This is a genomic window from Prauserella rugosa, assembly GCF_000719975.1.
Lineage (GTDB): Bacteria > Actinomycetota > Actinomycetes > Mycobacteriales > Pseudonocardiaceae > Prauserella > Prauserella rugosa.
In genome coordinates this window covers 23,564-49,183 of record NZ_JOIJ01000014.1, presented here as the reverse complement: position 1 = coordinate 49,183, position 25,620 = coordinate 23,564, and the positions used below count along the sequence as shown (strand labels likewise).

Below are 25,620 nucleotides of genomic sequence, written 5' to 3'. Positions count from 1 at the left end.
AGGCGGCTCGGACCCAGCACGCCGAACGCGCGGTTGCCGCGCCCGAACCGCAGAGCGATGCGACCGCTCGCCCGCTGCGCGCCTGGCAGCGGAGGGCCCTGACCAAGTACCTCACCCAGCGGCCGAAGGACTTCCTCGCGGTCGCGACGCCGGGTGCGGGAAAGACGGTGTTCGGGCTCCGGGTCGCGGCCGAGCTGCTCTCGGACCGCACGGTCGAGGTCATCACGATCGTCACGCCGACCGAGCACCTGAAGCACCAGTGGGCGGCGTCTGCGGCGCACGCCGGGATCGCCATCGACTCGAACTTCCGCAACACCACCGGCGTAACCTCCTCGGACTACCAGGGTGTCGCGGTCACCTACGCGCAGGTGGCGGCCCATCCGAACCTGCACCGGGTGCGCACGGAGAACCGCAAGACCCTGGTCATCCTCGACGAGATCCACCACGCGGGGGATGCGAAGTCCTGGGGTGAGGCGGTCGAGGAGGCGTTCACGCCCGCGGTGCGCAGGCTCGCGCTGACCGGTACACCGTTCCGCAGCGACGACTCCCCGATCCCGTTCGTCACCTATGAGCCGGACGCCGACGGTTCGCTGCGCAGCAAGGCCGACAGCACGTACAACTACGCCGACGCGCTGGCCGACGGTGTCGTGCGTCCGGTGGTGTTCCTCGCCTACTCGGGCGAGGCGTCGTGGCGTACGAGCGCGGGCGACGAGTTCACGGCGCGGCTCGGCGAGCCCCTGACGGCCGAGCAGACGGCGCGGGCGTGGCGCACGGCGCTCGATCCGGGCGGCGAGTGGGTGCCGTCGGTGCTGCAGGCCGCCGACACCCGGTTGACGCAGCTGCGTTCGGGCGGCCTGCCCGATGCGGGCGGTCTGGTCATCGCCACCGACCAGGACTCGGCGCGTGCCTACGCGAAGATCCTGCAGCGGATCTCGGGTGAGCAGCCCGTGGTCGTGCTCTCGGACGATCCGAAGGCCACCAAGCGCATCGGGGAGTTCTCGGAGTCCACCGAGCGCTGGCTGGTGGCCGTGCGGATGGTGTCCGAAGGCGTCGACGTGCCGCGGCTGGCCGTCGGCGTGTACGCCACCAGCGCCTCGACGCCGCTGTTCTTCGCCCAGGCCATCGGCCGTTTCGTGCGTGCCAGGCAGCCGGGGGAGACGGCGAGCATCTTCCTGCCGAGTGTGCCCGTGCTGCTCGAACTGGCCAGTGAACTCGAGGCCGAGCGGGACCACGTGCTCGGCAAACCGCATCGGGAGTCCGACGGCTGGGACGACGAACTGCTCGTGGCGGCCAACCGGACGGAGGACGAGCCCGGCGAGGAGGAGAAGGCGTTCACCTCGCTCGGCGCCTCGGCCGAGCTCGACCAGGTGATCTACGACGGCAACTCGTTCGGCACCGCCGTGTTCTCCGGCAGCGAGGAGGAACAGGAGTACCTCGGCCTGCCGGGGCTGCTGGAGCCCGACCAGGTGCGGGCCCTGCTGCGCAAGCGGCAGGAGGAGCAGCTCGCCGACGAGAAACGCCGCAAGCCCCAGAAGGCCGAACCGGAGCCCGAGCCGGCGCCCAAGCCGCAGGCGGTCGGGGAGCGGATCCACGCGCTGCGCAAGGAGCTGAACACGCTCGTGGGCGTCTACCACCACCGCACGCGCAAGCCGCACGGCGCCATCCACAACGAGCTGCGCAGGATCTGCGGCGGGCCGCCGACGGCCATGGCCACCATCGAGCAGCTGGAGGAGCGGATCGCCACGCTGCGTTCGTGGTGACCGCCGATGGGCCCCGTCGTCGGCTGCGGCCGGCGTCGCGCTGTGGGTCGTACTCAGGGCCGTTCACGAGGGCCGTCATGACGAAGGGGCGGAACCCGTCGTGGGTTCCGCCCCTTCGTTCGTGATGTCGGGTCGCCCCGATCACCTCACGCCGTGCTCACGGCTGGTGATGGCTCATTGCTGGATGTCGGCCTCGATCTCCTTGAGCTTGGCCTCGTACTCGCGGCCGTGGTGTCCGCAGAAGAGCAGTTCGCCACCGCTGGGGAGTACCGCCCGCAGCTGGGCGGCGGCTCCGCACCGGTCGCAGCGGTCCGCGCGGGTCAGTTCGGGGCGGGTGAGCGTCGGTGAAGTCATGGGAGTCTCCCTCCGTCCCGGCATCGGCGAACCGATGCCATCAATTCAGCCGCGAGAACGAACCGGCCGGGCCGGCCGACTTCGTCGTTCGCTGCTTCCACTCTTACAGACGTTTCCACGTCCGCAAGTGTTCCCACGCCGGTGGGAGCTGTGTCACGTCGCATTACTCCAGGCGTCGCACCGCCGTCGCCCACATCACCGCACAGCAGGCCCTCAGCAGGGCGTTTTCGGTGCTCAGGCACCATGACGACGTGGACATCTCGGCGGCCAAACGGCGTATCGACACGGTTCCGGCACCGGCTCTGTTCGTTCTCAGCGGAATCTCGATCTACGTGGGTGCGGCCATCGCGGTGTGGCTGTTCGACGCCTCGACCCCGGCGGGAGTGGCCTGGCTGCGCTGCCTCGGCGCCGCTGTGATCCTTCTCGCATGGCGCAGGCCGGGCAGGCAGGCGTGGCGGGGCAAGCCGCTGGTGCTGGCCGGCACGTTCGGGATCGTCACGGCGCTGATGAACGTCGTGTACTACGAGGCGATCGCACGGTTGCCGCTCGGCACGGCCACCGCCATCGAGTTCGTGGGACCGGTGCTGGTCGCCGCGCTCGGCTCACGCACGAAGCGAGACTTCGCGGCGCTGGTGCTCGTCGTCGCCGGTGTGCTGGCGATCGCCGACGTGCAGTGGAGCGGCAGCCCGGCCGGCGTGGCGTTCGCGCTCGCCGCCGCCGCGGCGTGGGCCGCCTACATCGTGCTCGGCAAGAAGGTCGCGCTCGGCGGCAACGGCATCGACAGTCTCGCGGTCGGGTTCACGGTCGCCACGGTCGTGCTCAGCCCGCTGGCGCTCGGCACGGGGCAGGTGTGGGGATCGCCGGACCTGCTGCTGCTCGGCATCGGCGTCGGCCTGCTGTCGACCGTCGTGCCCTACGGCCTCGACCAGGTCGTGCTGCGGCGGGTCGGACAGGCGCGGTTCGCCGTACTGCTGGCCCTGCTGCCGGTCACGGCCACGATCGTCGGGCTCGTGGTGCTCGGACAGGTACCCGCGGTGCCGGAGGCGATCGGCATCCTCGCCGTGGTGTGCGGCGTCCTGCTGCGTTCCGGGGACACCGACCGGTCCGTGCGCGAACCGCCGTGACGGTGCTCGAGGCCTGCGTCCGCAGTGGACGGTGCCCGAATTTTCCCGATGTATCCGGGGAATCCGTCCTGATTCGTCCGCTGTGGACGACGCAGGTCGCCGCGCCGGCGAGGACGCCGGGCGGGCGCACCGACGAGTGGTCCGCCGGCGAACTCGGGCCGACGACACGAGAGGCGGCCGCCGACCCGTAGGTCGACGGCCGCCTCTCGTCGTTCGTGGAGCCCGGCTCGATCAGTCCAGGTAGTCCCGCAGGACCTGCGACCGGGACGGGTGGCGCAGCTTGGACATCGTCTTCGACTCGATCTGGCGGATCCGCTCGCGCGTGACCCCGTAGACCTGACCGATCTCGTCTAAAGTCCTCGGCTGGCCGTCGGTGAGGCCGAAGCGCAGGCGCACCACGCCCGCCTCGCGCTCGGACAGCGTCTGCAGCACCGACTGCAGCTGGTCCTGCAGCAGCGTGAACGACACGGCGTCCACGGCCACGACGGCCTCGGAGTCCTCGATGAAGTCGCCGAGCTGCGAGTCGCCCTCGTCGCCGATCGTCTGGTCGAGCGAGATCGGCTCACGGGCGTACTGCTGGATCTCCAGGACCTTCTCCGGGGAGATGTCCATCTCCTTGGCGAGCTCCTCCGGAGTGGGCTCGCGGCCCAGGTCCTGGAGCAGCTCACGCTGGATGCGCCCGAGCTTGTTGATGACCTCGACCATGTGCACGGGGATACGGATGGTGCGTGCCTGGTCGGCCATCGCGCGGGTGATCGCCTGCCGGATCCACCAGGTGGCGTAGGTGGAGAACTTGAAGCCCTTCGTGTAGTCGAACTTCTCGACCGCACGGATCAGACCCAGGTTGCCTTCCTGGATCAGGTCCAGGAACGCCATCCCACGGCCGGTGTAGCGCTTGGCCAGCGACACGACCAGACGCAGGTTCGCCTCGAGCAGGTGGCTCTTGGCGCGCTCGCCGTCGCGGATGATCCACTTCAGGTCGCGGCGCATCTGGGTGGTGAGCTTCTCACCCTTCTCCTCGATGACGCGCATGCGCTCGGCGGCGTAGAGCCCGGCCTCGATGCGCTTGGCGAGCTCCACCTCCTCCTCGGCGTTCAGCAGCGCGACCTTGCCGATCTGCTTGAGGTACGCACGCACCGAGTCGGCCGACGCGGTGAGCTCGGCGTCCTTGCGGGCCTGGCGGAGAGCCTCGGACTCCTCCTCGTCCCAGACGAAGTCGCCGTCGGCCGTCGCCTGCTTCTTCTTGGCGGCCCCGGCCTCCTCGGTCTCGGCCTCGGCGTCCTCGGCCTCTTCCTCGGTCACGGTCGCGTCGACGACGTCGACCTCGACCGCGTCGACATCGAGGTCGGACAGGTCGACGTCCTCGACATCGGCGCCGTCGACGGCGAGATCCGGGTCTTCGGTGTCGGTGCTCTCGGCGCCCTTCTTCGACTTGGCGGAGCCCGCCGCCTTCTTCCGAGTGGTGGACTTGGCGGGAGACTTCTTCGCGGCCGTCTTGCGCGCAGGCTTGGTCGCTGTCGCTTCCGGCGCCTCGGCGCCGTCGGCGGCCGCCGTCTCCTCGGCTGTCGCTTGCTCGGCGGCGCTCGTTGTCTTCGTCCCGCTTCGGGTTGCGGTCTTTGCGGCTGCCACGTACGCCCTTTCGCAGCGGTCGATCATGACGAACCGGTACGCATGCGTCCCGGCTGCCTTGGATTCGGGGGACATGCCCCCAACCTGCGGTTTCGCGTCCCGCAGACGAGGGCCGTGTTCCATTGTAACGACGTCGCCGCGCAGAGTCGGCGAGCGATCACCTTTCTCGCCGCCGAAATGCGGTTCACCCCGGCCGTTCCGGCCGGCCTGAACCGTTCTCGTCGACGGCGGGACCGGTGTGGCCGTCAGGGCTCGATGCCCTCCGCGGCGGCGGCCGCCGCGCCCACGATCCCCGCGTTGTTCTGCAACGACGCCGCCACGACCGGCGTCCGGTTCGTCAACAGGGGTACCCATTTGTGCGCCTTCTTGCTCACGCCTCCGCCGACGATGAACAGATCCGGCCAGATCAGGTTCTCGAGCACGGTCAGATAACGATCCACGCGCACGGCCCAGTCCGGGTAGGAGAGCTCCTCCCGCTCCTTCGCCGACGCGGCCGCCTTGGTCTCCGCGTCGTGGCCGTCGACCTCGATGTGGCCGAACTCGGTGTTGGGCGTGAGCTTGCCGTCGTCGAACAGGGCGCTGCCGATGCCCGTGCCGAAGGTCAGCAGTGCCGTGACGCCCCGCCTGGCCGCGGGGTCGCCGAAGCGCATCTCGGCCATGCCCGCGGCGTCGGCGTCGTTGAGCATGGCGACGTCCTCGCGGGACCGGCCGAGGCGTTCGGCGAACAGTGCGTCGGCGTCCGTGCCGATCCAGCTCGGGTCGATGTTGGCGGCGGTCTGCGCGACGCCCTTCTTGACCACCGCGGGCAGCGTCACACCCAGCGGCCCGTCCCACTCGAAGTGTTCGACGATCCGGGCGACGACGTCGGCCACGGCCTCGGGTGTCGCCGGATGCGGCGTGTCGATGCGCAGCCTGTCGCCGATGAACTCACCCGTGTCGAGGTCGACCAGCGCACCCTTGATCCCGGTGCCGCCGACGTCGATGCCGAACCCCCGCGTCGCCGTCATCGGCGTCGCCCCTTCCTGCTCGATTCAGATTCCTGGCCGGAGACTGTAGCGGGGCGGCTGAACACCGTGTGTTCCTATAGTCGGTGTGAACGCTGCTGAACAGGTGAACGACGGATCCGGGGACGCCCACGCGCTGCTCACCGTGGCCGAACAGGTCGCGGTCGAGGCGGCCGAGTTCGTCGCCGCGGAACGCGCATCGATGCTGGACGGGGCCGGCGTCGACGTCCGGTCGAAGACGAGCAGGACGGACGTCGTCACGGCCGTGGACGTGGCCTCCGAACGCCTCGTGCGGGAGCGGCTCGCGCAGCTGCGGCCGGGGGAGGCCGTCATCGGCGAGGAGGGCGGCGGCACGGCCGGCGACGCGCCCGGTGCGGTGACCTGGGTGATCGATCCGATCGACGGCACGGTGAACTTTCTCTACGGACTGCCGGACTTCAGCGTGTCGCTGGCCGCGCAGGTCGACGGCGTGTCGGTCGCCGGGGTGGTCGTCGAGCCGGTGAGCGGGCGCCGGTGGACGGCGGTGCGCGGCGGCGGGGCCTGGCTCGACGGGCGACGGCTCGCCGTGTCGCAGCCGAGCGGTCTCGACGTCACGTTGGTGGGCACGGGTTTCGCCTACGTGGCCGAGCGCAGGCGCAGGCAGGCGGCGATGGTGGCCTCGCTGCTCGGGCACGTGCGCGACATCCGCAGGGGAGGGGCCGCGTCCCTCGACCTGTGCCACGTCGCCGCGGGCTGGCTGGACGCCTACGCCGAACACGGCCTGTCGCGCTGGGACTGGGCGGCGGGCGCGCTCGTGGCCGAGGAGGCGGGTGCGGTCGTCTCGCTGCCGGGGCAGGACCCGGAACTGGGTGCGGACGGCACCTTCGTCGCCGCTCCCGCAATCGCGGAGGACCTCCGCGCGGCCGTCATCGAATGCGGCATGGGTGACATCTGAGTCCGCGCGAGCCGCTGACGCCCCTGACTCCTGAGTCGGCCTGAGCCGGCGTCTCGCGCCCGTCCTCGCCTGCGGCGGGCGCGAGACGCCGCGACGCCCGGTCCGTTCGAGCCGGCGGTTCAGCAGTGCTCGGCGACCGTCTTGTCGAGCAGCTCCTTGTCGATCAGCGAGCCACCGCCGGCACCCGCTCCGGACTGTTCCTCGCCGGCGGACTGCTCGCTTCCGCCCTCGGTGCCCTGTCCGGACTTCTTGAGCTGGTCGAGGACCTCGACGGCCTCACTGCTCGGGCGGACGTCGTTGAAGGCGGTGCCGATGGCCAGGTCGACGGTCGCGTCCTTACGGCCGTCCTCGACGAGCTCCAGGCACGGATCGATGAGCCGCAGCGTGCGGGCGGCCGCCTCGCCGTTGGTGCCGTAGCGCACCTGGCCGTGGCAGTTCGCCTCACCCTTGGGGAATGCCTCGTCGTTGCCGGGCTCGGCGGTCTGCGTGAATCCGAGCTGTTCTAACGCCATGGTCGTCATCCCGGCCTCGCCGCGCAGGCCGCTGGCGTTGAGCACGCGCACGTTGACGCGGTGGGGCGGTGCGGGCTGGGTGCTGGCGAGCGCGTCGTAGGGCTGCGGGGTGTAGGTGACCCCTTCCGGCGGCTGTGCGGACGGCGTGCAGCGCATCGCCTCTTCGAGATCCTCGGTGTTGGCCACCGCGTTGATCCAGATCACCGAAGCAGCCACGCCCAGCACCGCCACAAAGATGAGTGCAGGCAGCGGCTTGTGCTTCCGGTACGGCTTGACACGGCTTCTCCGAAAGCCCCCGGTCCCCGACACCACTGCGCCGTCCCTTCGCCGATCCCCGCCCAACTACCGTCATTGTCGCCGCTGAGCAGCCTAGGCGTTACAGCGGCGGCACCTGTCACGACCCGCCGTGAACGGGTCAGGTGCCTTCGTCGGCGCATGTCATCACGCCGCGTGTGGCGTCGGCATGAACGCACCCCGTGCGGAGTCCCCCGCAGGCGCGCTCGTGCTCATGCCCCGCACACGTGAGGTGACGACCGCGACCCGATCGCGTGACGCGAGAACCGGTACCGAAGACACCTGGCGCCGAAGACAACCGGCGCCGAAGACACTTGGCACCGAAGACCCAGTGTCCCGGGTCCCTGTCCTTCCCGTGCTTTCCGTCCGCCTGTTTCCGTCCACCTGTTCCGTCCACCGTCGGTCCCGGTCGATCGCGCGTGCGTGACCCCGCCGCATACGGGGTAACCGGGCGCCGCCGAAGCCAAATACCCCGCTCGAGTGACATGGGGCGTGCCTGGGGTGACCTGGTTCGGCCCCGGGTACGCCGTGGGCTACCCTCTCCGGGCTCCCGGGCAGTGGAGCCGAGTGACGATCTGGCAACACAGACGAGACGACACTCACTTTTTTCCCGGGCACAAACACAGGCGCTGGGACGTTGACCAGCGGAAGCGGAGGACTACCGGAAGGCCATTCCGGTGTCCACGTATCGAGAGAAATGCTGATCGCAGGGGTGAAGGACAATGGCGACCGACTACGACGCTCCGCGCCGCAGTGAGGCGGACGAGCTCGCCGAAGACTCGTTGGAGGAACTGAAGGCGCGGCGCAACGAGACCCAGTCCGGTGTCGTCGACGTCGACGAGGATGCGAGTGCCGAGAACTTCGAGCTTCCCGGCGCCGACCTCTCGGGGCTGTCCGGCGAGGACCTGACCGTCAAGGTGGTGCCGAAGCAGGCCGACGAGTTCACCTGCTCCGTGTGCTTCCTGGTGCACCACCGCAGCAGGCTCGCGGAGGAATCGGGCTCGCAGCTGATCTGCCGCGACTGCGCCTGAGCCGGTTCCCGCGCACGGCGCGGGCGGCTCACGCGGCGTACGTGTCCGGCCCGAGGGCCGGTGAGGGGTGGCGCGTGCGGACGGGTGCACGAGAAACAGGCGTGAACGACGAGGGCCGGGCGATGCTTCGTGCATCGCCCGGCCCTCGTTCGTAGCCGTCACCGTGCTGGCGTCAACGGTCCTGCATCAACGGTCCTGTGGTCCCCGGTCGTCATCGGCCGGATCGGCAGGTTCGGGGGCGGCCGGGTCAGGGTCGGTGACATCGGCGGGCCTGCCTTCGCGCAGCAGCGTCGCGAGGCGTTCCGGATGCCGGGTCGACAGCACCCAGTACGGCGTCGGGTCCTCGGGGTCGGTGACCTCGACCCGCACGAGCGTGGGGATCCAGCCGCGGTTCACGACGAACGCCGCGGGATCGAGTTCGGGGCCGAGAGCCTTGCGCCGGTCGCCGGAGCCGACGACGTCGACCGCCCCGACGTAGCGCAGCGGCAGGTGGGCGTCACCGGCCCACAGTTCGGGGTCGCGCCCTCCGGTCACCGTGATCTTCAGCTTGCCGAAACCGAGCAGGAGGACGACGGCGAGGGGCAGCAGGATCACGTACGGCAGCCACGCCCGCACGCCCGGATAGCCCATGTGGATCTCGGCCGCCAGCAGGGCCGCGCCGATCAGCGGCAGCGGCCAGCCCCACCACGCCAGGTAGAGCCGCTCGGTGAACCGGGCCGGGCCCGTGACCGCCTCGGGCGTGTCCGTCTCGTCCGGTTGCGTGTGACCGGACCGCGCTCGTGCACTCGTGCTCACAGGATCAGGGTAGTCTCGCCAGCCGTGTCCAGCGTGCAGGTCCTGCTTTCCCGCGTCGATCCCGGTGTTCCGGTCCCGTCCTACGCCCGGCAGGGAGATGCCGGCGCCGATCTGGTGACGACCGAGGACGTGGTGCTCGCGCCGGGCGAGCGGGCCGTCGTCGGGACGGGCGTGGCGATCGCCCTGCCACCGGGGTACGCCGGTTTCGTGCATCCCCGGTCGGGCCTGGCGGCCCGCGTCGGCCTGTCGATCGTCAACACGCCGGGCACCATCGACGCCGGCTACCGCGGCGAGATCAAGGTGTGCCTGGTGAACCTCGACCCGGTCACGCCCATCGAGCTCGCGCGCGGTGACCGTATCGCTCAGCTGATCGTGCAGCGGGTCGCGCAGGCCGAGTTCGTGGAGGTGGCCGAGTTGGAACCGTCCGAACGCGGAGCGAGCGGCTACGGTTCGACGGGCGGGCACGCGACCCTGGGAACGGAGAAGTAGTGGGGATTTTCGGACGGAAACGTCGTCGCGCACAGGAGTCCGAGGCTGCCGACGCCTTCGACACCGCCGACACCGCCGACAGCGCCGAGGCCGCCGACACCGTCGGCGCCGGGGACGCCCTCGACGGCGACGCCGAGGACGTCGACCGGGTCGACGGCGCGAGCGGACCGTACGACGAGGCCGAGGCGCCGGACGACGGGATCGCGCGGATGGATCTGGGGTCGGTGCGCGTGCCGGTGCCGGACGGGTCTCAGGTCCAGGTCGAGATGGACCAGCAGAGCGGCAACGTGCGTGCGGTGCACATCGTCGTGCCGCAGGGGCAGGTCACCGTCAGCGCCTACGCGGCGCCGCGCTCGGGTGGGCAGTGGCGGTCGGTGAGCGAGGAACTGGCCGAACAACTGCGTTCCGACGGCGCCAAGGTCTCGCTCGGCCGCGGCGAGTGGGGCATGGAACTGTCGGCGGTCGTGGGCGAGATGGCGCTGCGGTTCGTCGGTGTCGACGGGCCGCGGTGGATGCTGCGCGGCGTGATCGCCGGTCCGCAGACGCAGGCCGCACAGGCGCCGGAGGCGCTGCGGGCGATCGTGCGCGGCACGATCGTCGTCCGCGGCGACGCCCCGATGCCCGTGCGCACGCCGCTTCCGGTCCGCCTGCCCGAGCAGGTGGCCCAGCACATCGCCGAGCAACAGGCCGCACAGGGCTGAAACCCGGGCGCTGGCGGGTCTCACGTCCGCGCGGCGCGGGACCAGGCGTCCAGCGCCGCGCGGCCCGCGGTCGAGGGGTCGGCGCCGAACGCGGCCAACGTCGTCTCGCGCACCTGCGCGCGGGGGAGTGCCCCCGCCCAGGCGTGGGCCACGGACGCCGGATGCACCGGATCGTCGGTGCACGCCACGATGCCCACCGGTACGCGGCACTCGGCGAGCGCGTCGAGGGTCGGCGCCGGATGGGAGGCGGCCGCGCGCAGGCCGGCCACGAGTCCCGCGCCATGCCTGCGCCAGGCGCGGCTCAGTTCGTCGGCGAGCCAGGCGGGCACTCCCTCGGTGGACAGGCGGAGTGCCCGTTCGAGGCCTTCCCGCTCCACGAGGTCCGCCGACGCCTGCGCGGCCAGCGCGGCCGGCGCGCCGTTACCGTCACCGTCACCGCCGCCGCCGGCGGCACCGGACCACGCGGGCAGTACCGCAAGGACGCCGGCGCACCGGTCGGCGTTCCGCAACGCCCATTCGGCGGCCAGGTGCGCACCCAGCGACACCCCACCCACCAGCAGCGGGCCGTCCGTCCGGGCCGCGGCGGCGTCGAACGCGGCGAGGAATTCGGGCACCAGTGCGGCACCGGGGGAGGGCGGCGGTGTCTCGAGCGTGCCGCCGCAGGCGGCGACCGCGGGAGCGAACACGCGCCGCGTGAACACCTCGTCGGAGCCCGTTCCGGGCAGGACGACGGTGTGGACGGCGGGGGAGGACGAGGGGTCGACACGAGCCACCCGGCCATCCTGCTGCGGGCGCCGACACGGCCGAGAACCGACCCACGATCGGGCATAACGCAGGTCACGTTGCACCAGGCGACCTCCGTCGGATTCCCTGTGCCTGCACGGGAGCTACGCTGAATGCGTACGGGCCGTGGAATGCCATGTCGGGGGCCCTCGGAAAGCACAGGAGCAGGCACTATGCCCGCCAAGGACGGCGGCTACTTCAGCCGGTTGGTCAAGAAGCTCACCAGTGACGTCGAGACGCTCGACGCCGACGATCTCTCCGAGAAATCCGAGGCAGGCGGCGCCCAGCGGGCGTGCGACTGCCGATGCGGTGAGGAGGTGACCGTCCTCGGACGGTTGCGGAGCGTGGAACTGTGTCCGGCCGACGAGGTCGCGACGTTGGAGGCCGAACTGTTCGACGGCACCGACGAGGTGACGCTCGTGTGGCTCGGCCGCAGGAGGATCCCGGGGATCGAACCGGGCCGGACCATCAAAGCCCGCGGCCGCATGGCCGACCGCGAAGGCCGTAAGGTGCTGTACAACCCGTACTACGAACTGCTGCAGCCGACCTAGAGAGTTCCCGCGTGACTGAGCCCGACCGCACTTCCGACCGCATCGGCGCCCCGGACGAGGCCGAGACCCCCGAGACGCCCCTGCCGCAGGAGAACCGGCCGGGCACCGACGCCGCCGGTGACCCGTCCACCGGCCGCGAGGACCCGTCGAACCACGGGGACTCGGCAGGAAACGATGGGAACACCGAGCGCCAGCCCACGATGCTCGAGCAGATGGGCGGCGTGTCGGGGCTGATCTACTCCGGCGTGCCCGTGGTCGTGTTCGTCATCGCCAACGCGCTGTTCGGGTTGATGCCGGGCATCTGGATCGCGGTCGGCAGCGCCGTGGCCATCACCGTGCTGCGGATCGTGCGCAAGGAGCCGGTGCAGCCCGCGATCTCCGGTTTCCTGGGCGTCGCGATCGCGGCGTTCATCGCCTACCGCACGGGCGAGGCCAAGGGTTTCTTCCTCTTCGGCATCTGGACGTCGGTCGTCTACTTCGCGGTCCTCATGGGCTCGGTGCTCGTCCGCTGGCCGCTGGCCGGGGTCGTGTGGAACGCCCTCAACGGCACCGGGATGGACTGGCGCAAGGACAAGCCGTCGCTGCGGGGCTACGACATCGCCACGCTCGCCCTCGCCGCCGTGTTCGCCGCCCGGTTCGTCGTGCAGCGGTGGCTCTACGACGAGGACTACACCGGCTGGCTGGCGTTCGCGAAGATCGCGATGGGCTATCCCCTGTGGGGGCTGGCCCTGCTCGTGGTCGTCTGGGCCGTGCGCCGCTCGGACCGCAGGCTGAAGGACGTGCGGTCCGAACGCGAGCGCACCGACGCCGAGATCGAGGCAGAACTGCGCGCCAAGTACGACCGGCCCGCGGCGGGCTGACCGGCCCTCGGCCCGTGCGGGCAGTCCGCGCGCGAACCGTCGCGGTCAGCGGCCGAGTGCCGCGCGCAGCTCCGGCTCCACCTCGGTGGGCGCGACGAACAGCACCTCGTCGCCGCCTTCGACCGGGTCGTCCGGCTGCGGGACGATCACGCGCTCGCCCCGCAGGATCGCCACGAGCGCGGCATCGCGCGGCAGGTTGAGCCGTTCCACCGGGGTCCCGGCGAGCGGCGTCTCGTCGGGCAGGGTCAGTTCGACGAGGTTCGCCTGGCTCTTGCGGAACGTCATCAGGCGCACCAGGTCGCCCACGCTCACGGCTTCCTCGACCATCGCGGCGAGCATGCGCGGGGTCGAGACGGCCACGTCGACACCCCAGCTCTCGTTGAACAGCCATTCGTTGGCCGGGTTGTTCACCCGCGCCACCACGCGCCGGACGGCGAACTCGGTCTTGGCGAGCAGTGCCAGGACGAGGTTGGCCTTGTCGTCACCGGTCGCGGCGATGACGACGTCGCACCGTTCGATGCCGGACGCCTCGAGCGTCGACATCTCGCAGGCGTCGCCGAGCACCCACTCGGCCTCCTCGACGACCTCGGGGGTGAACTGGTGGGACAGCCGCTCGATGAGCAGCACGGTGTGACCGGCCTCGATGAGCTCGGCGGCGATGGAGCGGCCCACCGCGCCGGCGCCGGCGATCGCGACGCGCATCTAGTCGTCCTCCTCGGGCGCGCGAGCGGCCACGGCGGTGACGTCCCCGACCGTGCCGGACTGTGCCGCGACGTACACCTCGTCGTCGGCCTGCAGGACCGTTCCGGCCTCGGGCAGCACCCCGGTGCCGAACCGCATCACGAACGCCACGCGCACGCCTGCGGCGCGTTCGATGTCGCGGACGCTGCGGCCGATCCAGCCCTCGTGCAGCGGTAGTTGCAGCAACGCCACGGTGCCGGTCGGGTCGCGCCACGACGTGGCCACCCCGTCCGGCAGCAGCGTGCGCAGGAACCGGTCGGTCGTCCACGGCACGGTGGCGATCGTGGGGATGCCGAGCCGTTCGTAGACGGCGGCACGTTTGTGGTCGTAGATGCGGGCGACGACGTGCTCGATGCCGAACAGTTCCCTGGCCACCCGGGCCGAGATGATGTTGGAGTTGTCGCCGCTGGAGACGGCCGCGAACGCGCCCGCCCGCTCGATGCCCGCCTCCTCGAGCACGTCCCTGTCGAAGCCCATGCCGACGACCTGCTGGCCGTGGAACGAGCTGCCGAGCCTGCGGAACGCCTCCTGGTCACGGTCGATCACGGCGACGTCGTGGCCGAGCCGTTCGAGGGCGGCGGCCAGGGACGCGCCCACTCGGCCGCATCCCATGATCACCACGTGCACGGTGCCTGATGCCTCCTTGTGCGTTACCGGCGACTGCGCAGAACCTACCGTGTCGCGGGAGGTCGGCGCGGTCGGCCGCCGAGTGCGGCCCCACCGGGTCCGAGCGTGGCGAGCGGCTCCGTGGTGCGGGGCACGTGCGGCGGCCGCGGGCGCGGAGCGCGCACCGGCCGTGATTACCCTGCACGGGTGTCCAAGTTCGCCACCGCGACGAAACGGTTGCTGCTGGGTCGTCCGTTCCGGAGCGACCGGCTGGCGCACACCCGGTTGCCGAAGCGCATCGCGCTGCCGGTGTTCGCTTCGGACCCGATGTCGAGCGTGGCCTACGCGCCCGAGGAGATCCTCCTCGTCCTGTCGATCGCGGGCGCCTCGGCCTACGTCTACAGCCCGTGGATCGGTGTCGTCGTCGCCCTGGTGATGGCCGCCGTCGTCGCCTCGTACCGGCAGAACGTGCGGGCCTACACCTCCGGCGGCGGTGACTACGAGGTCGCGACCGTCAACCACGGCCCGAACTGGGGCCTGGGGGTGGCCTGCGCCCTGCTGGTCGACTACGTGCTCACCGTGGCCGTGTCGATCTCCGCCGCGGCGGCGAACATCGGTTCGGCCGTGCCGTTCGTGGCCGAGCACAAGGTGATGTTCGCGGTGGTGGCGATCGTGCTGCTGGCCGCGATGAACCTGCGCGGGGTCCGGGAGTCGGGGACCGCGTTCGCGATCCCGACCTATGCGTTCGTCGTCGGCATCCTCGGCATGATCGTGTGGGGTTTCGTGCGCACGGTGTTCCTCGGCGACGAGGTGCGCGCCGAGAGCGCCGACTTCGAGCTGGTCGCCGAGGAACACCACCTCGCGGGACTGGCGTTCGTGTTCCTCGTGCTGCGCGCCTTCTCCTCCGGCAGTGCCGCACTGACCGGGGTCGAGTCCATCGCCAACGGTGTGCCCGCGTTCCGCAAGCCGAAGGGCAAGAACGCCGCCACGACCCTGCTGCTGATGGGCGTGCTCGCGGTCACCATGTTCCTCGGGCTGCTGTTCCTGGCGAACGTCACCGGCGCGATCATGGCCGAGGATCCGGCGCACCAGCTCATCGGCGCGCCCGAGGGATACGAACAGAAAACGCTCGTGGCCCAGCTCGCCGGTGCCGTGTTCGGCGGCTTCCCGCCCGCGGTCTGGTACGTCATCTTCTTCACGGGTCTGATCCTCGTCCTGGCGGCCAACACGGCCTTCAACGGTTTCCCCGTGCTGGCCTCGATCCTCGCCCAGGACCGGTTCCTGCCGCGGCAGCTGCACACCCGCGGCGACCGGCTGGCGTTCAGCAACGGCATCCTGTTCCTCGCCGGACTCGCCGTGCTGCTGGTGATCGCGTTCGAGGCCGAGGTGACCCAGCTGATCCAGCTGTACATCGTCGGGGTGTTCGTCTCGTTCGTGCTGAGTCAGAGCGCGATGATCCGGCACTGGAACCGCAGGCTCGCGGTGGAGACCGACCCGAACGCGCGCAGGCAGATGCGGCGCGCGCAGACGATCAACGGCTTCGGTCTGGTCATGACGGCGTGCGTGCTCGTCATCGTCCTGGTCACCAAGTTCCTCGCGGGGGCGTGGATCTCGATCGTGGCGATGGCGGCGATCTACGCGCTCATGCGGGGCATCCGCAGGCACTACGACCACGTGGCCGAGGAGATCAAGGAGGTCGAGGGCGAAGAGGTGACGTTGCCCGCGCGCAACCACGCCATCGTCCTCGTGTCCCAACTGCACCGGCCCACCCTGCGCGCCCTGGCGTACGCGAAGGCGACGAAGCCGGACGTCCTGGAAGCGGTGACGGTCAACGTGGACGACACCGAGACCCGCAGGCTCACCGACGAGTGGAACCGGCGCAAGTTCTCCGTGCCGCTGAAGGTGGTCGAGTCGCCGTACCGGGAGATCACGAAGCCGGTGCTCGACTACGTCAAGCGGGTGCGCGGCGACAACCCGCGCAACGTCGTGACGATCTTCATCCCCGAGTACGTGGTCGGGCGTTGGTGGGAGCAGGTGCTGCACAACCAGAGCGCGCTGCGCCTGAAGACCCGGCTGCTGTTCCAGTCGCGGGTGATGGTCACCAGCGTGCCGTGGCAGCTGGAGTCCTCGAAGCGGGCCCACCGCACCGATCCGGACGCGCCGCGCCCGGTCGCCGGCGACGTGCGGCGGGGACTGACCGACAGCAGGCCGTCCGGTCAGGACGGTCGGGAAGCCGGCGCGGGCCGGCCGAAGGGTGACGGGTGAACCGGTGAGCCGCAGCGACGTGGGGGACTGGACGGGCCGGGAACTCGACCTCGAGGTCGGGGCCGTCGCGCACGGTGGCCACTGTGTGGCGCGCGCCGAGGGCCGCGTGGTGTTCGTCCGGCACGCCCTGCCCGGCGAGCGTGTGCGGGCACGCGTCACCGAGGACACGGGCAAGTCGTTCTGCCGTGCGGACGCCGTCGAGGTCCTGGAGGCGTCGCCGGACCGCGTGCAGCCCCCGTGCCCGGTGGCCGGGCCGGGACTCTGCGGCGGCTGCGACTGGCAGCACGCCTCGCCGGAGGCGCAGCGCCGGTTGAAGGCCCACGTGGTGGCCGAGCAGCTCGAACGTCTCGCCGGCCTGTCGTGGCCGGTCGAGGTCGAACCGCTCGCCGACTCGCCGCTTCGGTGGCGCAGCCGCGCTCGGTTCGTGACCGGCGGCGACGGCAGGCCGGGCCTGCGCGCACTCCGCAGCCACGACGTGATCGCGCTCGAGGACTGCCCCATCACGCTGGAGGGCGCGGCGGCGGCCGGACTGGACAGACGCGCACGTCCCGGCACCGAGTTCGAGGTGACCCAGGACGCTCGGTCGACGGTGCACGTGGCCGAGATCCGGCCGGGCGGCCGTCCCCGGCAGTTGCAGGGCGGGGTGGCCGTCGAACGTGCCGCAGGTCGCACGTGGCGGGTCGCGGCACACGGCTTCTGGCAGGTGCATCCCGCGGCCGCGGAGACGTTCGCCGCGGTCGTGGCCGAGTGGGCGGCCGCGCCGTCCGGCGGCCGCGTGTGGGATCTGTACGCGGGTGCCGGGCTGTTCGCCTCGGTACTGGCCGAGCAGGTCGGTGCGGACGGCCAGGTGCTGGCGATCGAGTCGGGCCGCAGGGCCGTCCGGGACGGACAGTCCACTCTGGCCGATCTGCCGCAGCTGCGGTGGCGGGTCGGCCGGGTGGAACGGATCGTGTCCACTGTGGAGCCGCGGGCGGACGTCGTCGTGCTCGACCCGCCGCGGAAGGGGGCGGGTGCGGCCGTGGTCGGGGCGATCGCGGCCGCGGGCCCGGAGCGGGTGGTGTACGTCGCGTGCGATCCGGCGGCCCTGGCTCGCGACGTGGCCACGTTCGACGGTCACGGGTACCGGCTGCGTGCGCTGCGGGCGTTCGACGCGTTCCCCATGACCCAGCACGTGGAGTGCATCGCCCTGCTGGAGCGCTGAGTCGGCGCTCGCGTGCCCGCGTGTTCCTCCGGTGCCGCAGGCGGCCCTGGCCGGGACCGCCACGTCGAATGCGGCAACCCCGGCCAGGGGCCGGATCGCCCCGGCGCGGCTAGCCGAGCAGGTAGAGGATCGAGGCGAAGCCGAACCCGACGAGGCCGATCGTGGTCTCCATGACCGTCCACGTCTTCAACGTCGTCTTGGTGTCCATCTCGAAGAACCGGCCGACGAGCCAGAAGCCCGAGTCGTTGACGTGGCTGGCCGTCACCGAACCGGCCGCCAGTGCCAGCACGATCGCGACGACTTCCACGTTGGAGAACGCCCCCGCCATCACGAGCGGCTGCACCAGACCCGCCGCCGTGGTCAGCGCGACCGTCGCCGAGCCCTGCGCGATGCGCAGCACGGTCGCGATCACGTAGGCGGCGACGAACACCGGCAGGCCCACGTCGGACAGGGCATCGGCCAGGGCGTCGCCGATGCCGCTGGCGCGCAGCACCGCGCCGAACATGCCGCCCGCGCCGGTGATGAGGATGATCGCGCAGACCGGGCCGAGCGAGGAGTCCAGCAGCCGTTCGACGACGCTCTGCCGCCTGCCCCTGCGGGGGCCCAGCACGTAGCCGGCCACGAACACGGTCACCAGCAGAGCCACCGGGGTCGAGCCGAGCGCGAGCGCGACCTGCACCCAGCCCGCGTCGCCGTCGATCCAGCCCGCCTCGCCGGCGGTGCTGAGCCCGGTGTTGGCGAAGATCATCACCAGGGGGATCAGCAAGAGGCCGATGACGGTCGAGGCCGGGGGCGGATTCTCCTCCGACTCGTCCGTGTCCGACCCGCCGCGCAGGATCTCGGGCACCGGAAGGGCGATGCGCTTGCCGATCATGACGCCGTAGAGGTAGCTGGTCAGGTACCAGGTCGGCACGGCGATGAGAAGGCCGAACAGCAGCACCAGCCCGACGTCCGCCCCGAGCAGGCCGCTGGCGGCGACCGGCCCGGGATGTGGGGGCACGTAGATGTGCATCACCGAGAACGCGCCCGCCGCGGGAAGTCCGTACCGCAGCACGCCGCCGCCGAGGCGCCGCGCGACGGAGAACACGATCGGCAGCATGACGACGAGCCCGGCGTCGAAGAAGATCGGGAAACCGAAGATCAGCGAGGCGAGGCCGAGTGCCAGCGGGGCCCGCTTCTCGCCGAAGCGGCGGATCAGCGCGTCGGTGAGCGAGCGTGCGCCGCCGCTGATCTCGAGCAGCCGCCCGAGCATGGCACCGAGGCCCACCAGGAGGGCGACGTCGGCGAGCGTGGAGCCGAATCCGTCGGTCAGCGTGTCCATCACCGAACCGGCGGGGATGCCGGCGGCGAAGGCCGTCGCGATGCTGACCGACACGAGCGCCAGGAAGGCGTGCACGCGCAGTCCGATGATCAGCACCAGCAGTACGGCGACGGCGGCCGCGGCGATGCCCAGCAGTGGTCCCGCACCGAGCGTTTGTGTCCACTCGTCGGTGTTCATACCGGCTCCGTTTCCGACAGCGTCGTTGTTGCCGTGTTCAGCCGAGGTCGGCCGTGTCGTGCGCCGTGCCCGCGGATCCGGGCCGGAGCCCGAGCCGGTCGAGCGCTTCCGCGGTGATCTGCTCCGGCGTGGCCGTCACGTCGACGGCGACGGCGTCGCGCCCCTCCTCGTCGGCTGCCAGGGGCTCGAGGTCGGCGAACTGGGACTCCAGCAACGCGGGCGGCATGAAATGCCCGGAGCGGCCGGACAGCCTGCCGCCGACCGTGTCCGGTGTCCCGCTGAGGTGGACGAAGCGCACGTCCGCGGTGGCCTGCCGGAGGACGTCGCGATACGTGCGTTTGAGCGCCGAGCAGGTCACCACGACGCTCGTGCCGTTGCTCGCGTGCTCGTCGATCCACGCGCGGATGGTGTGCAGCCACGGCATGCGGTCGGCGTCGGTCAGCGGCGTGCCCGCCGACATCTTGGCGATGTTGGCCTCGGGATGGAACTCGTCGGCCTCGGCCATGGGCCAGCCGAGCTCGCCGGCGAGGCGGGCGGCGATGGTGCTCTTGCCCGCGCCGGACACTCCCATCACCACCAGACATGTGGCAGGCATGGCCGCTCCTCGGTGAACGTGTCCGCCGCTCGTGACGTCACGAGCAGGGCGAACGGAAAGATACTACCTTTGATCGGGGAAAGGTAACACCATTGGTGACGTCGATGGAACCCGCCCGTCATCGCGCCCCGTCGAGGCGGCCGCCCGCTAGCCTGGCGAGCGTGCGCAGGGAGGGGATCGAGAGCAGGCACGGCACCGTGCTGGACGCCATCGGCCGGGAGATCACCGCCGGCGAGCTCGCGGCAGGTGACACCCTGACGCTGGAGGGCATCCAGGGCCGCTTCGGCGTGTCCAGGACCGTCGCCAGGGAGACCATGCGCATCCTCGAATCCATGGGGCTCGTGTCGTCCCGTCGCCGGATCGGCATCACCGTGCGCGAGGTGACGGCGTGGAACGTCTTCGACCCCAGGGTGATCTGGTGGCGGCTGGCAGGCAGCGGACGCGACGCCCAGCTGCGCTCGCTGACCGAGCTGCGCATCGCCGTGGAACCCCTTGCCGCGGGCGCCGCCGCTCGCAACGCCGCGGACCAGCAGCGCGCGCGGATCGTCGAACTGGGTGGCGAGATGCGCAGGCTCGGCGAGGCGGGACTGCTCGAGGAGTTCCTCGACGTCGACATCGCGTTCCACACGTTGCTGCTGGAGGCGAGCGGGAACGAGATGTTCACCGCCCTCGCCGACGTCGTCGCGGTCGTGCTGCGGGGCCGGACCCAGCTGGGCCTGATGCCGCACCACCCCGTGCCCGAGGCGCTCGAGGCGCACGAAGGCGTCGCGGCGGCGGTCGCGGCGGGGCGCGAACGGGACGCCGAGGACGCCATGCGGGACCTGCTGGGCGAGGTGCGGGACGCGATGGTGGCACTCTGGGGGCGGGGCTGAGCCGGGTCGCGCTCACCGGCTCGCGGGTGTCCCTCTTTAGACTGAGCGGTTAGGTCGCGACCTAGTACTGACCCGACGGCGAATGAGGTGGAGAGTGACGTTGCTGGAGTCCGTGCACGGACCGGCGGATCTCAAGGGGCTGGACCACGAGCAGACGGTGGCTCTGGCCGAGGAGATCAGGACGTTCCTCGTCGACAAGGTCCGCAGGGCCGGCGGGCACCTGGGCCCCAACCTCGGCGTCGTCGAGCTGACGCTGGCGCTGCACCGCGTGTTCGACTCGCCGCGCGATCCGCTGCTGTTCGACGTCGGCCACCAGTCGTACGTGCACAAGATCGTGACCGGCCGCCGGGAGGAGTTCGACGGCCTGCGCCAGCGCGGCGGCATCTCCGGCTACCCGGCCCGCGCCGAGAGCGAGCACGATCACATCGAGAACAGCCACGCCTCGACCGCGCTGTCGTACGCCGACGGGCTGGCCAAGTCGTTCCGGCTCGCCCGGCAGACCGACCGGCACGCCGTCGCGGTCGTCGGGGACGGTGCCCTCACCGGCGGCATGTGCTGGGAGGCGCTGAACAACATCGCGGCCCAGCCGGACCTGCCGGTCGTGATCGTCGTCAACGACAACGGCCGGTCGTACTCGCCGACCATCGGCGGGTTCGCCGAGCACCTCGCCTCGCTGCGGTTGCGCCCCAGCTACGAGCGCCTGCTGGACGAGGGCAGGGAACTGCTGCAGAACACGCCCGTGGTGGGCAAGCCGCTCTACACGGCGTTGCACGCGGCCAAGGCGGGCATCAAGGACGCGTTCAGCCCGCAGGTCATGTTCTCGGACCTGGGCCTGAAGTACCTGGGCCCGGTCGACGGCCACGACCTCGTCGCCCTGGAACGGGCGCTGCACAGCGCGAAGAGCTTCGGCGGCCCGGTCATCGTGCACGTCGCCACGGAGAAGGGGCACGGCTACGAGCCCGCCGTGAACCACGAGGCCGACCAGATGCACCAGACCGACCCGATCGACCCGGAGACCGGCCTGCCCCCGGCGAAGGGGCCGAGCTGGACATCGGTGTTCGGCGAGGAACTCACCCGGATCGGCGCCGACCGCGAGGACGTCGTGGCGATCACGGCGGCGATGCTGCGGTCCACCGGCCTGCACACGTTCGCCGAGGCCTATCCGGACCGCTGGTTCGACGTGGGGATCGCCGAACAGCACGCGGTGACGTCGGCGGCAGGCCTGGCGATGGACGGGCGCCACCCGGTGGTCGCGGTGTACTCGACGTTCCTCAACCGGGCCTTCGACCAGACGCTGATGGACGTGGCCCTGCACCGGCTGCCCGTGACGCTCGTGCTGGACCGTGCCGGCATCACCGGCCCGGACGGCGCCAGCCACCACGGCATGTGGGATCTGTCGCTGTTGGGGCTCGTGCCCGGCATGCGGGTCGCCGCGCCGCGCGACGCCGAGACGCTGCGCGAGGAGCTGAACGAGGCCGTCGCCGTGTCGGACGGGCCGACGGCGCTGCGCTTCTCCAAGGGCGGCGTCGTCGAGTCGGTGCCTGCGGTCGACCGGGTCGGCACGGTGGACGTGCTGCGCCGGGGCGGATCCTCCGGGCACGTCGCGAGCACGGACAACGGGCACGCTCCGCAGCAGGACCAGGGTGCCGACGTGCTCCTGGTGTCGGTCGGGGCGTTCGCCGGTCTGGGTCTGGAGGCCGCGCGCCGGCTCTCCGACCAGGGCATCGACGTCACGGTCGTCGACCCCCGGTGGGTCGTGCCCGTGCCGGAGGAGCTCGTCGCGATGGCTCGCGGGCACCGGCTCGTCGTCACCGTGGAGGACAGCGGCAGGCACGGCGGGTTCGGCTCGGCGCTGGCCGCCGCGTTGCGCGACGCCGACTGCGACGTGCCCCTGCGCGATCTGGCGGTGCCGCAGCGCTTCCACGAGCACGGCAGCCGCGACGAGGTGCTGGCCGGGGTGGGGTTGACCGCGCAGGACGTGGCCAGGAAGGTCACCGAATGGGCCGCGGGCAGGCTCGGCGTGTCCGACACCGCCGATGCGGCCGACGCCGCCGACGGCGCGCGGGACTGACGGGACGACCGGGACTGTGGGTTCGGGCTCGGACTGTGGGTTCGGGCTGCGGGCTCGGGCCGGGTGCGGTCGTGGGCACGTCGGCCCGCACGTCCGAAATGGATCGCGCGGACCGACGATCCCAGGAAGCTCTCAGGAATCTATGGCACCGTGGTCGACGTGCGCGTTTTGGTAGTAGAGGACGAGGCGCCGCTCGCCGAGGCGATCGCTCGCGGGCTGCGCCGTGAAGGGATGGCCGTCGACGTGGCGTTCGACGGCGACGACGGACACGAGAAGGCGTCGGTGACGCGGTACGACGTCGTGCTGCTCGACCGCGATCTGCCCGGTATGTCGGGCGACGACCTGTGCCGGGAGATCGTGCAGTCGGGCGAGCTGACGCGCGTGCTGATGCTCACCGCGAGCACGGCCGTGTCCGAACGGGTCGAAGGGCTCTCCCTGGGCGCCGACGACTACGTCGCCAAGCCGTTCGCCTTCCCCGAACTGGTGGCGCGGGTGCGCGCCCTGGGCAGGCGCGCCACGCCCGCGGCGCCGCCGGTGCTGACGGCGGGCGACATCGAGCTGGACCCGTCGCGCAGGACGGTGCACCGCGGCGGCGAGCCCGTCGACCTGACCCGCAAGGAGTTCGGCGTCCTGGAGGTGCTGCTGTCGGCCGGTGGGGCCGTGGTCAGCAGCGAGGACCTGCTCGAGCGGGTGTGGGACGAGAACGCCGATCCGTTCACGACCACGGTGCGGGTCACGGTGATGACCTTGCGCAAGAAGCTCGGTGAGCCGGGCGTGATCGAAACGGTGGTGGGCTCGGGCTACCGCGTCCCGGGCGCGGCCGCGGGTGAGGCGTCCGAATCCGGCTCCGACCTCGACGCAGCGGCCACGGGCGGCACCGACGTGGCGGGCACCGGCGGCACGGCAGAGGGCGGTACTGCAGAGGGCGGCGCGGGGTCGTCGTCGGAGTCCGGTTCACTGACGTAAGTGCTCGGACGTACGGGAATCCCGGCGCGCGGTCTCCGCGCCCGTATCACGATCCTCGCGACGGTGCTCGTCGCGATCGTCAGCGCGTTGTTGCTGTGGCTCGCGTGGACGTTGGTCGGTGACGCCGTGGCCGGGGTTCCCCAGTTGCCGCCCGGCACGATCGTCGAGGTCGACGGGGTGCACGTGAAGGCGGCGGATCTCGCCGAGCACCTGCGGGACCAGGCACGTGGCCGGGTCGTGGTCGCCGGTGGGATCGCGTTCTGTTTCGTCGTGGCCGCCGCCGGCATCCTGGCGTGGACGTTCACCTCGCGGGTCCTGCAGCCGCTGCGCGACATCACCGACACCGCCGAGCGGTTGTCCGGCGAGTCCATGGGCGAGCGCATCGGTGAGGTGTCCACACGCGACGAGCTGGCACAGCTGGCGCGCACGATCGACGCGATGCTGGACCGTCTGCAGTCGGCGTTCGACGCGCAGCGGCACTTCGTGGCCAATGCGAGTCACGAGTTGCGGACCCCGTTGTCGGTCATCCGCACCGAACTCGACGTCACACTGTCCGATGAGGACGCCGACGAGGCCGAGCTGCGCCGCATGGCCGAGGTGGTGCGCGACGCGACCGAACGCGCCGAACGGCTCGTCTCCTCGCTGTTGCTGCTCGCGCGCACCGACGGGGCCGGGCTCGTGCTCACCGAGCGGGTCGAGCTGTCCGAGGTGGTCCAGCGCGCCTGGAGCGCGGTCGAGGCGGAGGCCGCACGCCGTGAACTGGGTATCGACCTGCGCCTCGCGCCCGCGGCGACGACCGGCGATGCGGCGCTGCTCGAACGGGTCGCGGGGAACCTGCTGGAGAACGCCGTGCGGCACAACGTCGACGGGGGCTGGATCGAGGTCACGACCGCGGCGGGGGAGCGGCGCACGGCGTTGACGGTGCGCTCCTCGGGTCCGCTGCTGGACCCCGGCACGGTCACGGAGCTGTTCGAGCCGTTCCGCAGGGCCGGGGTCGCGAGGACGGCACGGTCGGGCGCGGGACTGGGCCTGTCGATCGTGCGCGCGGCCGCCGAGGCGCACCGCGGCACGGTCTCCGCCGAGCCGGTGGTGGGCGGCGGCCTGTCGGTCACGGTGCACCTGCCGGCCGCTACCTGAGTCCCCGTGGTCGAGTCGGCTTCCGCCCCGGAACAGTCTTACCTCGGCGCCACGCCCACCCATGCGGAGTTCCAGGTTTCCGGCCCGAGCTTGCCGGAGGTCGGCAGCCCGTTGGCGGCTTGCAGATCGAGCACCGCAGCCTCGGTCTTCTCGCCGTAGCAGCCGGTCCCCTCGAAGTCGTAGCCGTACACGTTCATCCGTAGCTGCCAGGCACGCAGAGCCGGGTCGCAGTCGCCGAGGGTGTACACGGCGCCCGGCCAGTCCGGCCATGGCTGACCCTCGGCAGGCGCAGGCCAGTCCGAGGGAGGCTCCGGGATGGACAGATCGGGCATGGGTTCGATCGGGTCGTTCGTCACGGCACGAGGGCGGTACAGCTCGTCGTCGTGGCCGTTTCCGCATCCGTACTCCCACATGGCGCCGATCAGGTTCGCCAGCCGCTGCGCCTGCTGTTTTCGTGCCTCCAGTGACTCCCGGCCCTCGGCCGGAAAATCCGCGAAACCGCTCATGTCCTTGAGGGTTTGCAGGTCGGCTTTCGACATCCGGCAGAGAGCCGCCTTGCCCGCGTGGAACTCCTGGCGTGCCGTGTCATCGGCCGGTATGGGCCGGCCGTGTTCGTCGCCGCCGGCCTTGTTGACCTGCCTGCGGTACTCCTCGAACGCGTCCGAGGTCCTGGGCGGCGCAGCGCCGCCTGCATGTTCGGGCGTCTGCCGGTCGTCCTTGGTGCACCCGACGACGGCCACGAGAGCCAGTGCGGCGCCCGCCGCCAGGTGTCGACGTTCCATCGGTCCACCCCCGGTCCTGTCGGTTGAATCCCAGGATGTCCCTGGGCAGGGCGGCTAAACCGGTT

24 protein-coding genes and 1 pseudogene are annotated in these 25,620 nt (G+C 71.2%); 14 read left to right on the top strand and 11 right to left on the bottom strand.

What is annotated here, in order from left to right:
* Window positions 1-74 precede the first annotated feature (74 nt).
* Window positions 75-1,760 carry a DEAD/DEAH box helicase gene (locus IF64_RS0118530; RefSeq protein ID WP_484266850.1) on the top strand — a complete coding sequence of 562 codons (1,686 nt, stop codon included), beginning with the start codon at window positions 75-77 and terminating at the stop codon, window positions 1,758-1,760.
* A gap of 174 nt (window positions 1,761-1,934) precedes the next feature.
* Here the strand turns inward: IF64_RS0118530 and IF64_RS0118525 are convergent, their stop codons facing one another.
* Window positions 1,935-2,114, bottom strand: a complete 180-nt coding sequence (locus tag IF64_RS0118525; protein WP_030533407.1) for a DUF7455 domain-containing protein — start codon at window positions 2,112-2,114, stop codon at window positions 1,935-1,937.
* Between the two features lie 251 nt (window positions 2,115-2,365).
* Between IF64_RS0118525 and IF64_RS0118520 the strand changes: the two genes are divergently transcribed.
* Window positions 2,366-3,238 carry an EamA family transporter gene (locus IF64_RS0118520; RefSeq protein WP_030533406.1) on the top strand — a complete coding sequence of 291 codons (873 nt, stop codon included), beginning with the start codon at window positions 2,366-2,368 and terminating at the stop codon, window positions 3,236-3,238.
* Window positions 3,239-3,469: 231 nt separating this feature from the next.
* On the opposite strand, the gene IF64_RS0118515 is transcribed toward IF64_RS0118520, so the two are convergent.
* A complete protein-coding gene (locus IF64_RS0118515; RefSeq protein ID WP_030533405.1) occupies window positions 3,470-4,894 on the bottom strand; it encodes an RNA polymerase sigma factor in 1,425 nt (474 codons plus the stop codon).
* A gap of 218 nt (window positions 4,895-5,112) precedes the next feature.
* Window positions 5,113-5,874, bottom strand: a complete 762-nt coding sequence (gene ppgK / locus IF64_RS0118510) for a polyphosphate--glucose phosphotransferase (protein WP_030533404.1) — start codon at window positions 5,872-5,874, stop codon at window positions 5,113-5,115.
* Window positions 5,875-5,977: 103 nt separating this feature from the next.
* Between ppgK and IF64_RS0118505 the strand changes: the two genes are divergently transcribed.
* On the top strand, window positions 5,978-6,805 hold the full coding sequence (locus IF64_RS0118505) for an inositol monophosphatase family protein (protein WP_051757982.1): 828 nt from the start codon (window positions 5,978-5,980) through the stop codon (window positions 6,803-6,805).
* A 119-nt stretch (window positions 6,806-6,924) separates the two neighbouring features.
* Here IF64_RS0118505 and cei read toward each other — a convergent pair whose 3' ends face one another.
* Window positions 6,925-7,626 carry an envelope integrity protein Cei gene (gene cei, locus IF64_RS0118500; protein WP_345968976.1) on the bottom strand — a complete coding sequence of 234 codons (702 nt, stop codon included), beginning with the start codon at window positions 7,624-7,626 and terminating at the stop codon, window positions 6,925-6,927.
* Between the two features lie 707 nt (window positions 7,627-8,333).
* Here cei and IF64_RS0118495 point away from each other — a divergent pair.
* Window positions 8,334-8,642 carry a DUF4193 domain-containing protein gene (locus IF64_RS0118495; protein ID WP_030533401.1) on the top strand — a complete coding sequence of 103 codons (309 nt, stop codon included), beginning with the start codon at window positions 8,334-8,336 and terminating at the stop codon, window positions 8,640-8,642.
* Window positions 8,643-8,828: 186 nt separating this feature from the next.
* On the opposite strand, the gene IF64_RS0118490 is transcribed toward IF64_RS0118495, so the two are convergent.
* Window positions 8,829-9,437 carry a DUF3093 domain-containing protein gene (locus IF64_RS0118490; RefSeq protein WP_084705954.1) on the bottom strand — a complete coding sequence of 203 codons (609 nt, stop codon included), beginning with the start codon at window positions 9,435-9,437 and terminating at the stop codon, window positions 8,829-8,831.
* Between the two features lie 24 nt (window positions 9,438-9,461).
* Between IF64_RS0118490 and dut the strand changes: the two genes are divergently transcribed.
* Both dut and IF64_RS0118480 read left to right on the top strand, forming a co-directional pair.
* Window positions 9,462-9,926, top strand: a complete 465-nt coding sequence (gene dut / locus IF64_RS0118485) for a dUTP diphosphatase (protein ID WP_030533399.1) — start codon at window positions 9,462-9,464, stop codon at window positions 9,924-9,926.
* The gene (locus IF64_RS0118480; RefSeq protein WP_030533398.1) at window positions 9,926-10,627 is read left to right on the top strand and encodes a DUF3710 domain-containing protein; all 702 of its coding nucleotides are present in this window, start codon (window positions 9,926-9,928) and stop codon (window positions 10,625-10,627) included. Before dut ends, IF64_RS0118480 begins: the two co-directional genes overlap by 1 nt.
* A gap of 20 nt (window positions 10,628-10,647) precedes the next feature.
* Here the strand turns inward: IF64_RS0118480 and IF64_RS0118475 are convergent, their stop codons facing one another.
* Complete coding sequence (locus tag IF64_RS0118475) at window positions 10,648-11,400, bottom strand: alpha/beta fold hydrolase (protein ID WP_030533397.1); 753 nt, start codon at window positions 11,398-11,400, stop codon at window positions 10,648-10,650.
* A 183-nt stretch (window positions 11,401-11,583) separates the two neighbouring features.
* Here IF64_RS0118475 and IF64_RS0118470 point away from each other — a divergent pair, with 183 nt between their 5' ends.
* Both IF64_RS0118470 and IF64_RS0118465 read left to right on the top strand, forming a co-directional pair.
* Window positions 11,584-11,961, top strand: a complete 378-nt coding sequence (locus IF64_RS0118470) for an OB-fold nucleic acid binding domain-containing protein (RefSeq protein WP_030533396.1) — start codon at window positions 11,584-11,586, stop codon at window positions 11,959-11,961.
* 200 nt (window positions 11,962-12,161) lie between these two features.
* Complete coding sequence (locus IF64_RS0118465) at window positions 12,162-12,821, top strand: DUF3159 domain-containing protein (protein WP_084705959.1); 660 nt, start codon at window positions 12,162-12,164, stop codon at window positions 12,819-12,821.
* A gap of 45 nt (window positions 12,822-12,866) precedes the next feature.
* Here IF64_RS0118465 and IF64_RS0118460 read toward each other — a convergent pair whose 3' ends face one another.
* Both IF64_RS0118460 and IF64_RS0118455 read right to left on the bottom strand, forming a co-directional pair.
* Window positions 12,867-13,523: a potassium channel family protein gene (locus IF64_RS0118460; RefSeq protein ID WP_030533394.1), complete on the bottom strand. Its 657-nt coding sequence runs from the start codon at window positions 13,521-13,523 to the stop codon at window positions 12,867-12,869.
* On the bottom strand, window positions 13,524-14,189 hold the full coding sequence (locus IF64_RS0118455; RefSeq protein ID WP_030533393.1) for a potassium channel family protein: 666 nt from the start codon (window positions 14,187-14,189) through the stop codon (window positions 13,524-13,526).
* A 186-nt stretch (window positions 14,190-14,375) separates the two neighbouring features.
* Between IF64_RS0118455 and IF64_RS0118450 the strand changes: the two genes are divergently transcribed.
* Both IF64_RS0118450 and IF64_RS0118445 read left to right on the top strand, forming a co-directional pair.
* Window positions 14,376-16,433: an APC family permease gene (locus IF64_RS0118450; protein WP_030533392.1), complete on the top strand. Its 2,058-nt coding sequence runs from the start codon at window positions 14,376-14,378 to the stop codon at window positions 16,431-16,433.
* A gap of 19 nt (window positions 16,434-16,452) precedes the next feature.
* Window positions 16,453-17,634 carry a class I SAM-dependent RNA methyltransferase gene (locus IF64_RS0118445; RefSeq protein ID WP_030533391.1) on the top strand — a complete coding sequence of 394 codons (1,182 nt, stop codon included), beginning with the start codon at window positions 16,453-16,455 and terminating at the stop codon, window positions 17,632-17,634.
* 109 nt (window positions 17,635-17,743) lie between these two features.
* Here the strand turns inward: IF64_RS0118445 and IF64_RS0118440 are convergent, their stop codons facing one another.
* Both IF64_RS0118440 and IF64_RS0118435 read right to left on the bottom strand, forming a co-directional pair.
* A complete protein-coding gene (locus IF64_RS0118440; RefSeq protein WP_030533390.1) occupies window positions 17,744-19,132 on the bottom strand; it encodes a GntP family permease in 1,389 nt (462 codons plus the stop codon).
* A gap of 37 nt (window positions 19,133-19,169) precedes the next feature.
* Window positions 19,170-19,727: a gluconokinase gene (locus IF64_RS0118435; RefSeq protein WP_030533389.1), complete on the bottom strand. Its 558-nt coding sequence runs from the start codon at window positions 19,725-19,727 to the stop codon at window positions 19,170-19,172.
* A gap of 161 nt (window positions 19,728-19,888) precedes the next feature.
* Between IF64_RS0118435 and IF64_RS0118430 the strand changes: the two genes are divergently transcribed.
* The 4 genes and pseudogenes from IF64_RS0118430 to IF64_RS0118415 all read left to right on the top strand — a co-directional run bounded on the left by IF64_RS0118430 (window position 19,889) and on the right by IF64_RS0118415 (window position 24,773).
* Window positions 19,889-20,599, top strand: coding sequence for a FadR/GntR family transcriptional regulator (locus tag IF64_RS0118430; protein ID WP_246134699.1), 711 nt, complete (start codon window positions 19,889-19,891; stop codon window positions 20,597-20,599).
* A gap of 94 nt (window positions 20,600-20,693) precedes the next feature.
* Window positions 20,694-22,670, top strand: coding sequence for a 1-deoxy-D-xylulose-5-phosphate synthase (dxs, locus tag IF64_RS0118425; RefSeq protein ID WP_030533387.1), 1,977 nt, complete (start codon window positions 20,694-20,696; stop codon window positions 22,668-22,670).
* A gap of 159 nt (window positions 22,671-22,829) precedes the next feature.
* Window positions 22,830-23,513 (top strand): annotated as a pseudogene (locus tag IF64_RS0118420) (response regulator transcription factor); the annotation flags it as partial.
* A gap of 123 nt (window positions 23,514-23,636) precedes the next feature.
* Entirely contained in the window at window positions 23,637-24,773 is a 1,137-nt protein-coding gene (locus IF64_RS0118415; protein WP_030533385.1) for a sensor histidine kinase, read from the top strand.
* A gap of 38 nt (window positions 24,774-24,811) precedes the next feature.
* Here the strand turns inward: IF64_RS0118415 and IF64_RS26205 are convergent, their stop codons facing one another.
* Window positions 24,812-25,555: a peptidoglycan-binding domain-containing protein gene (locus IF64_RS26205; RefSeq protein ID WP_051757976.1), complete on the bottom strand. Its 744-nt coding sequence runs from the start codon at window positions 25,553-25,555 to the stop codon at window positions 24,812-24,814.
* Window positions 25,556-25,620: the final 65 nt, after the last annotated feature.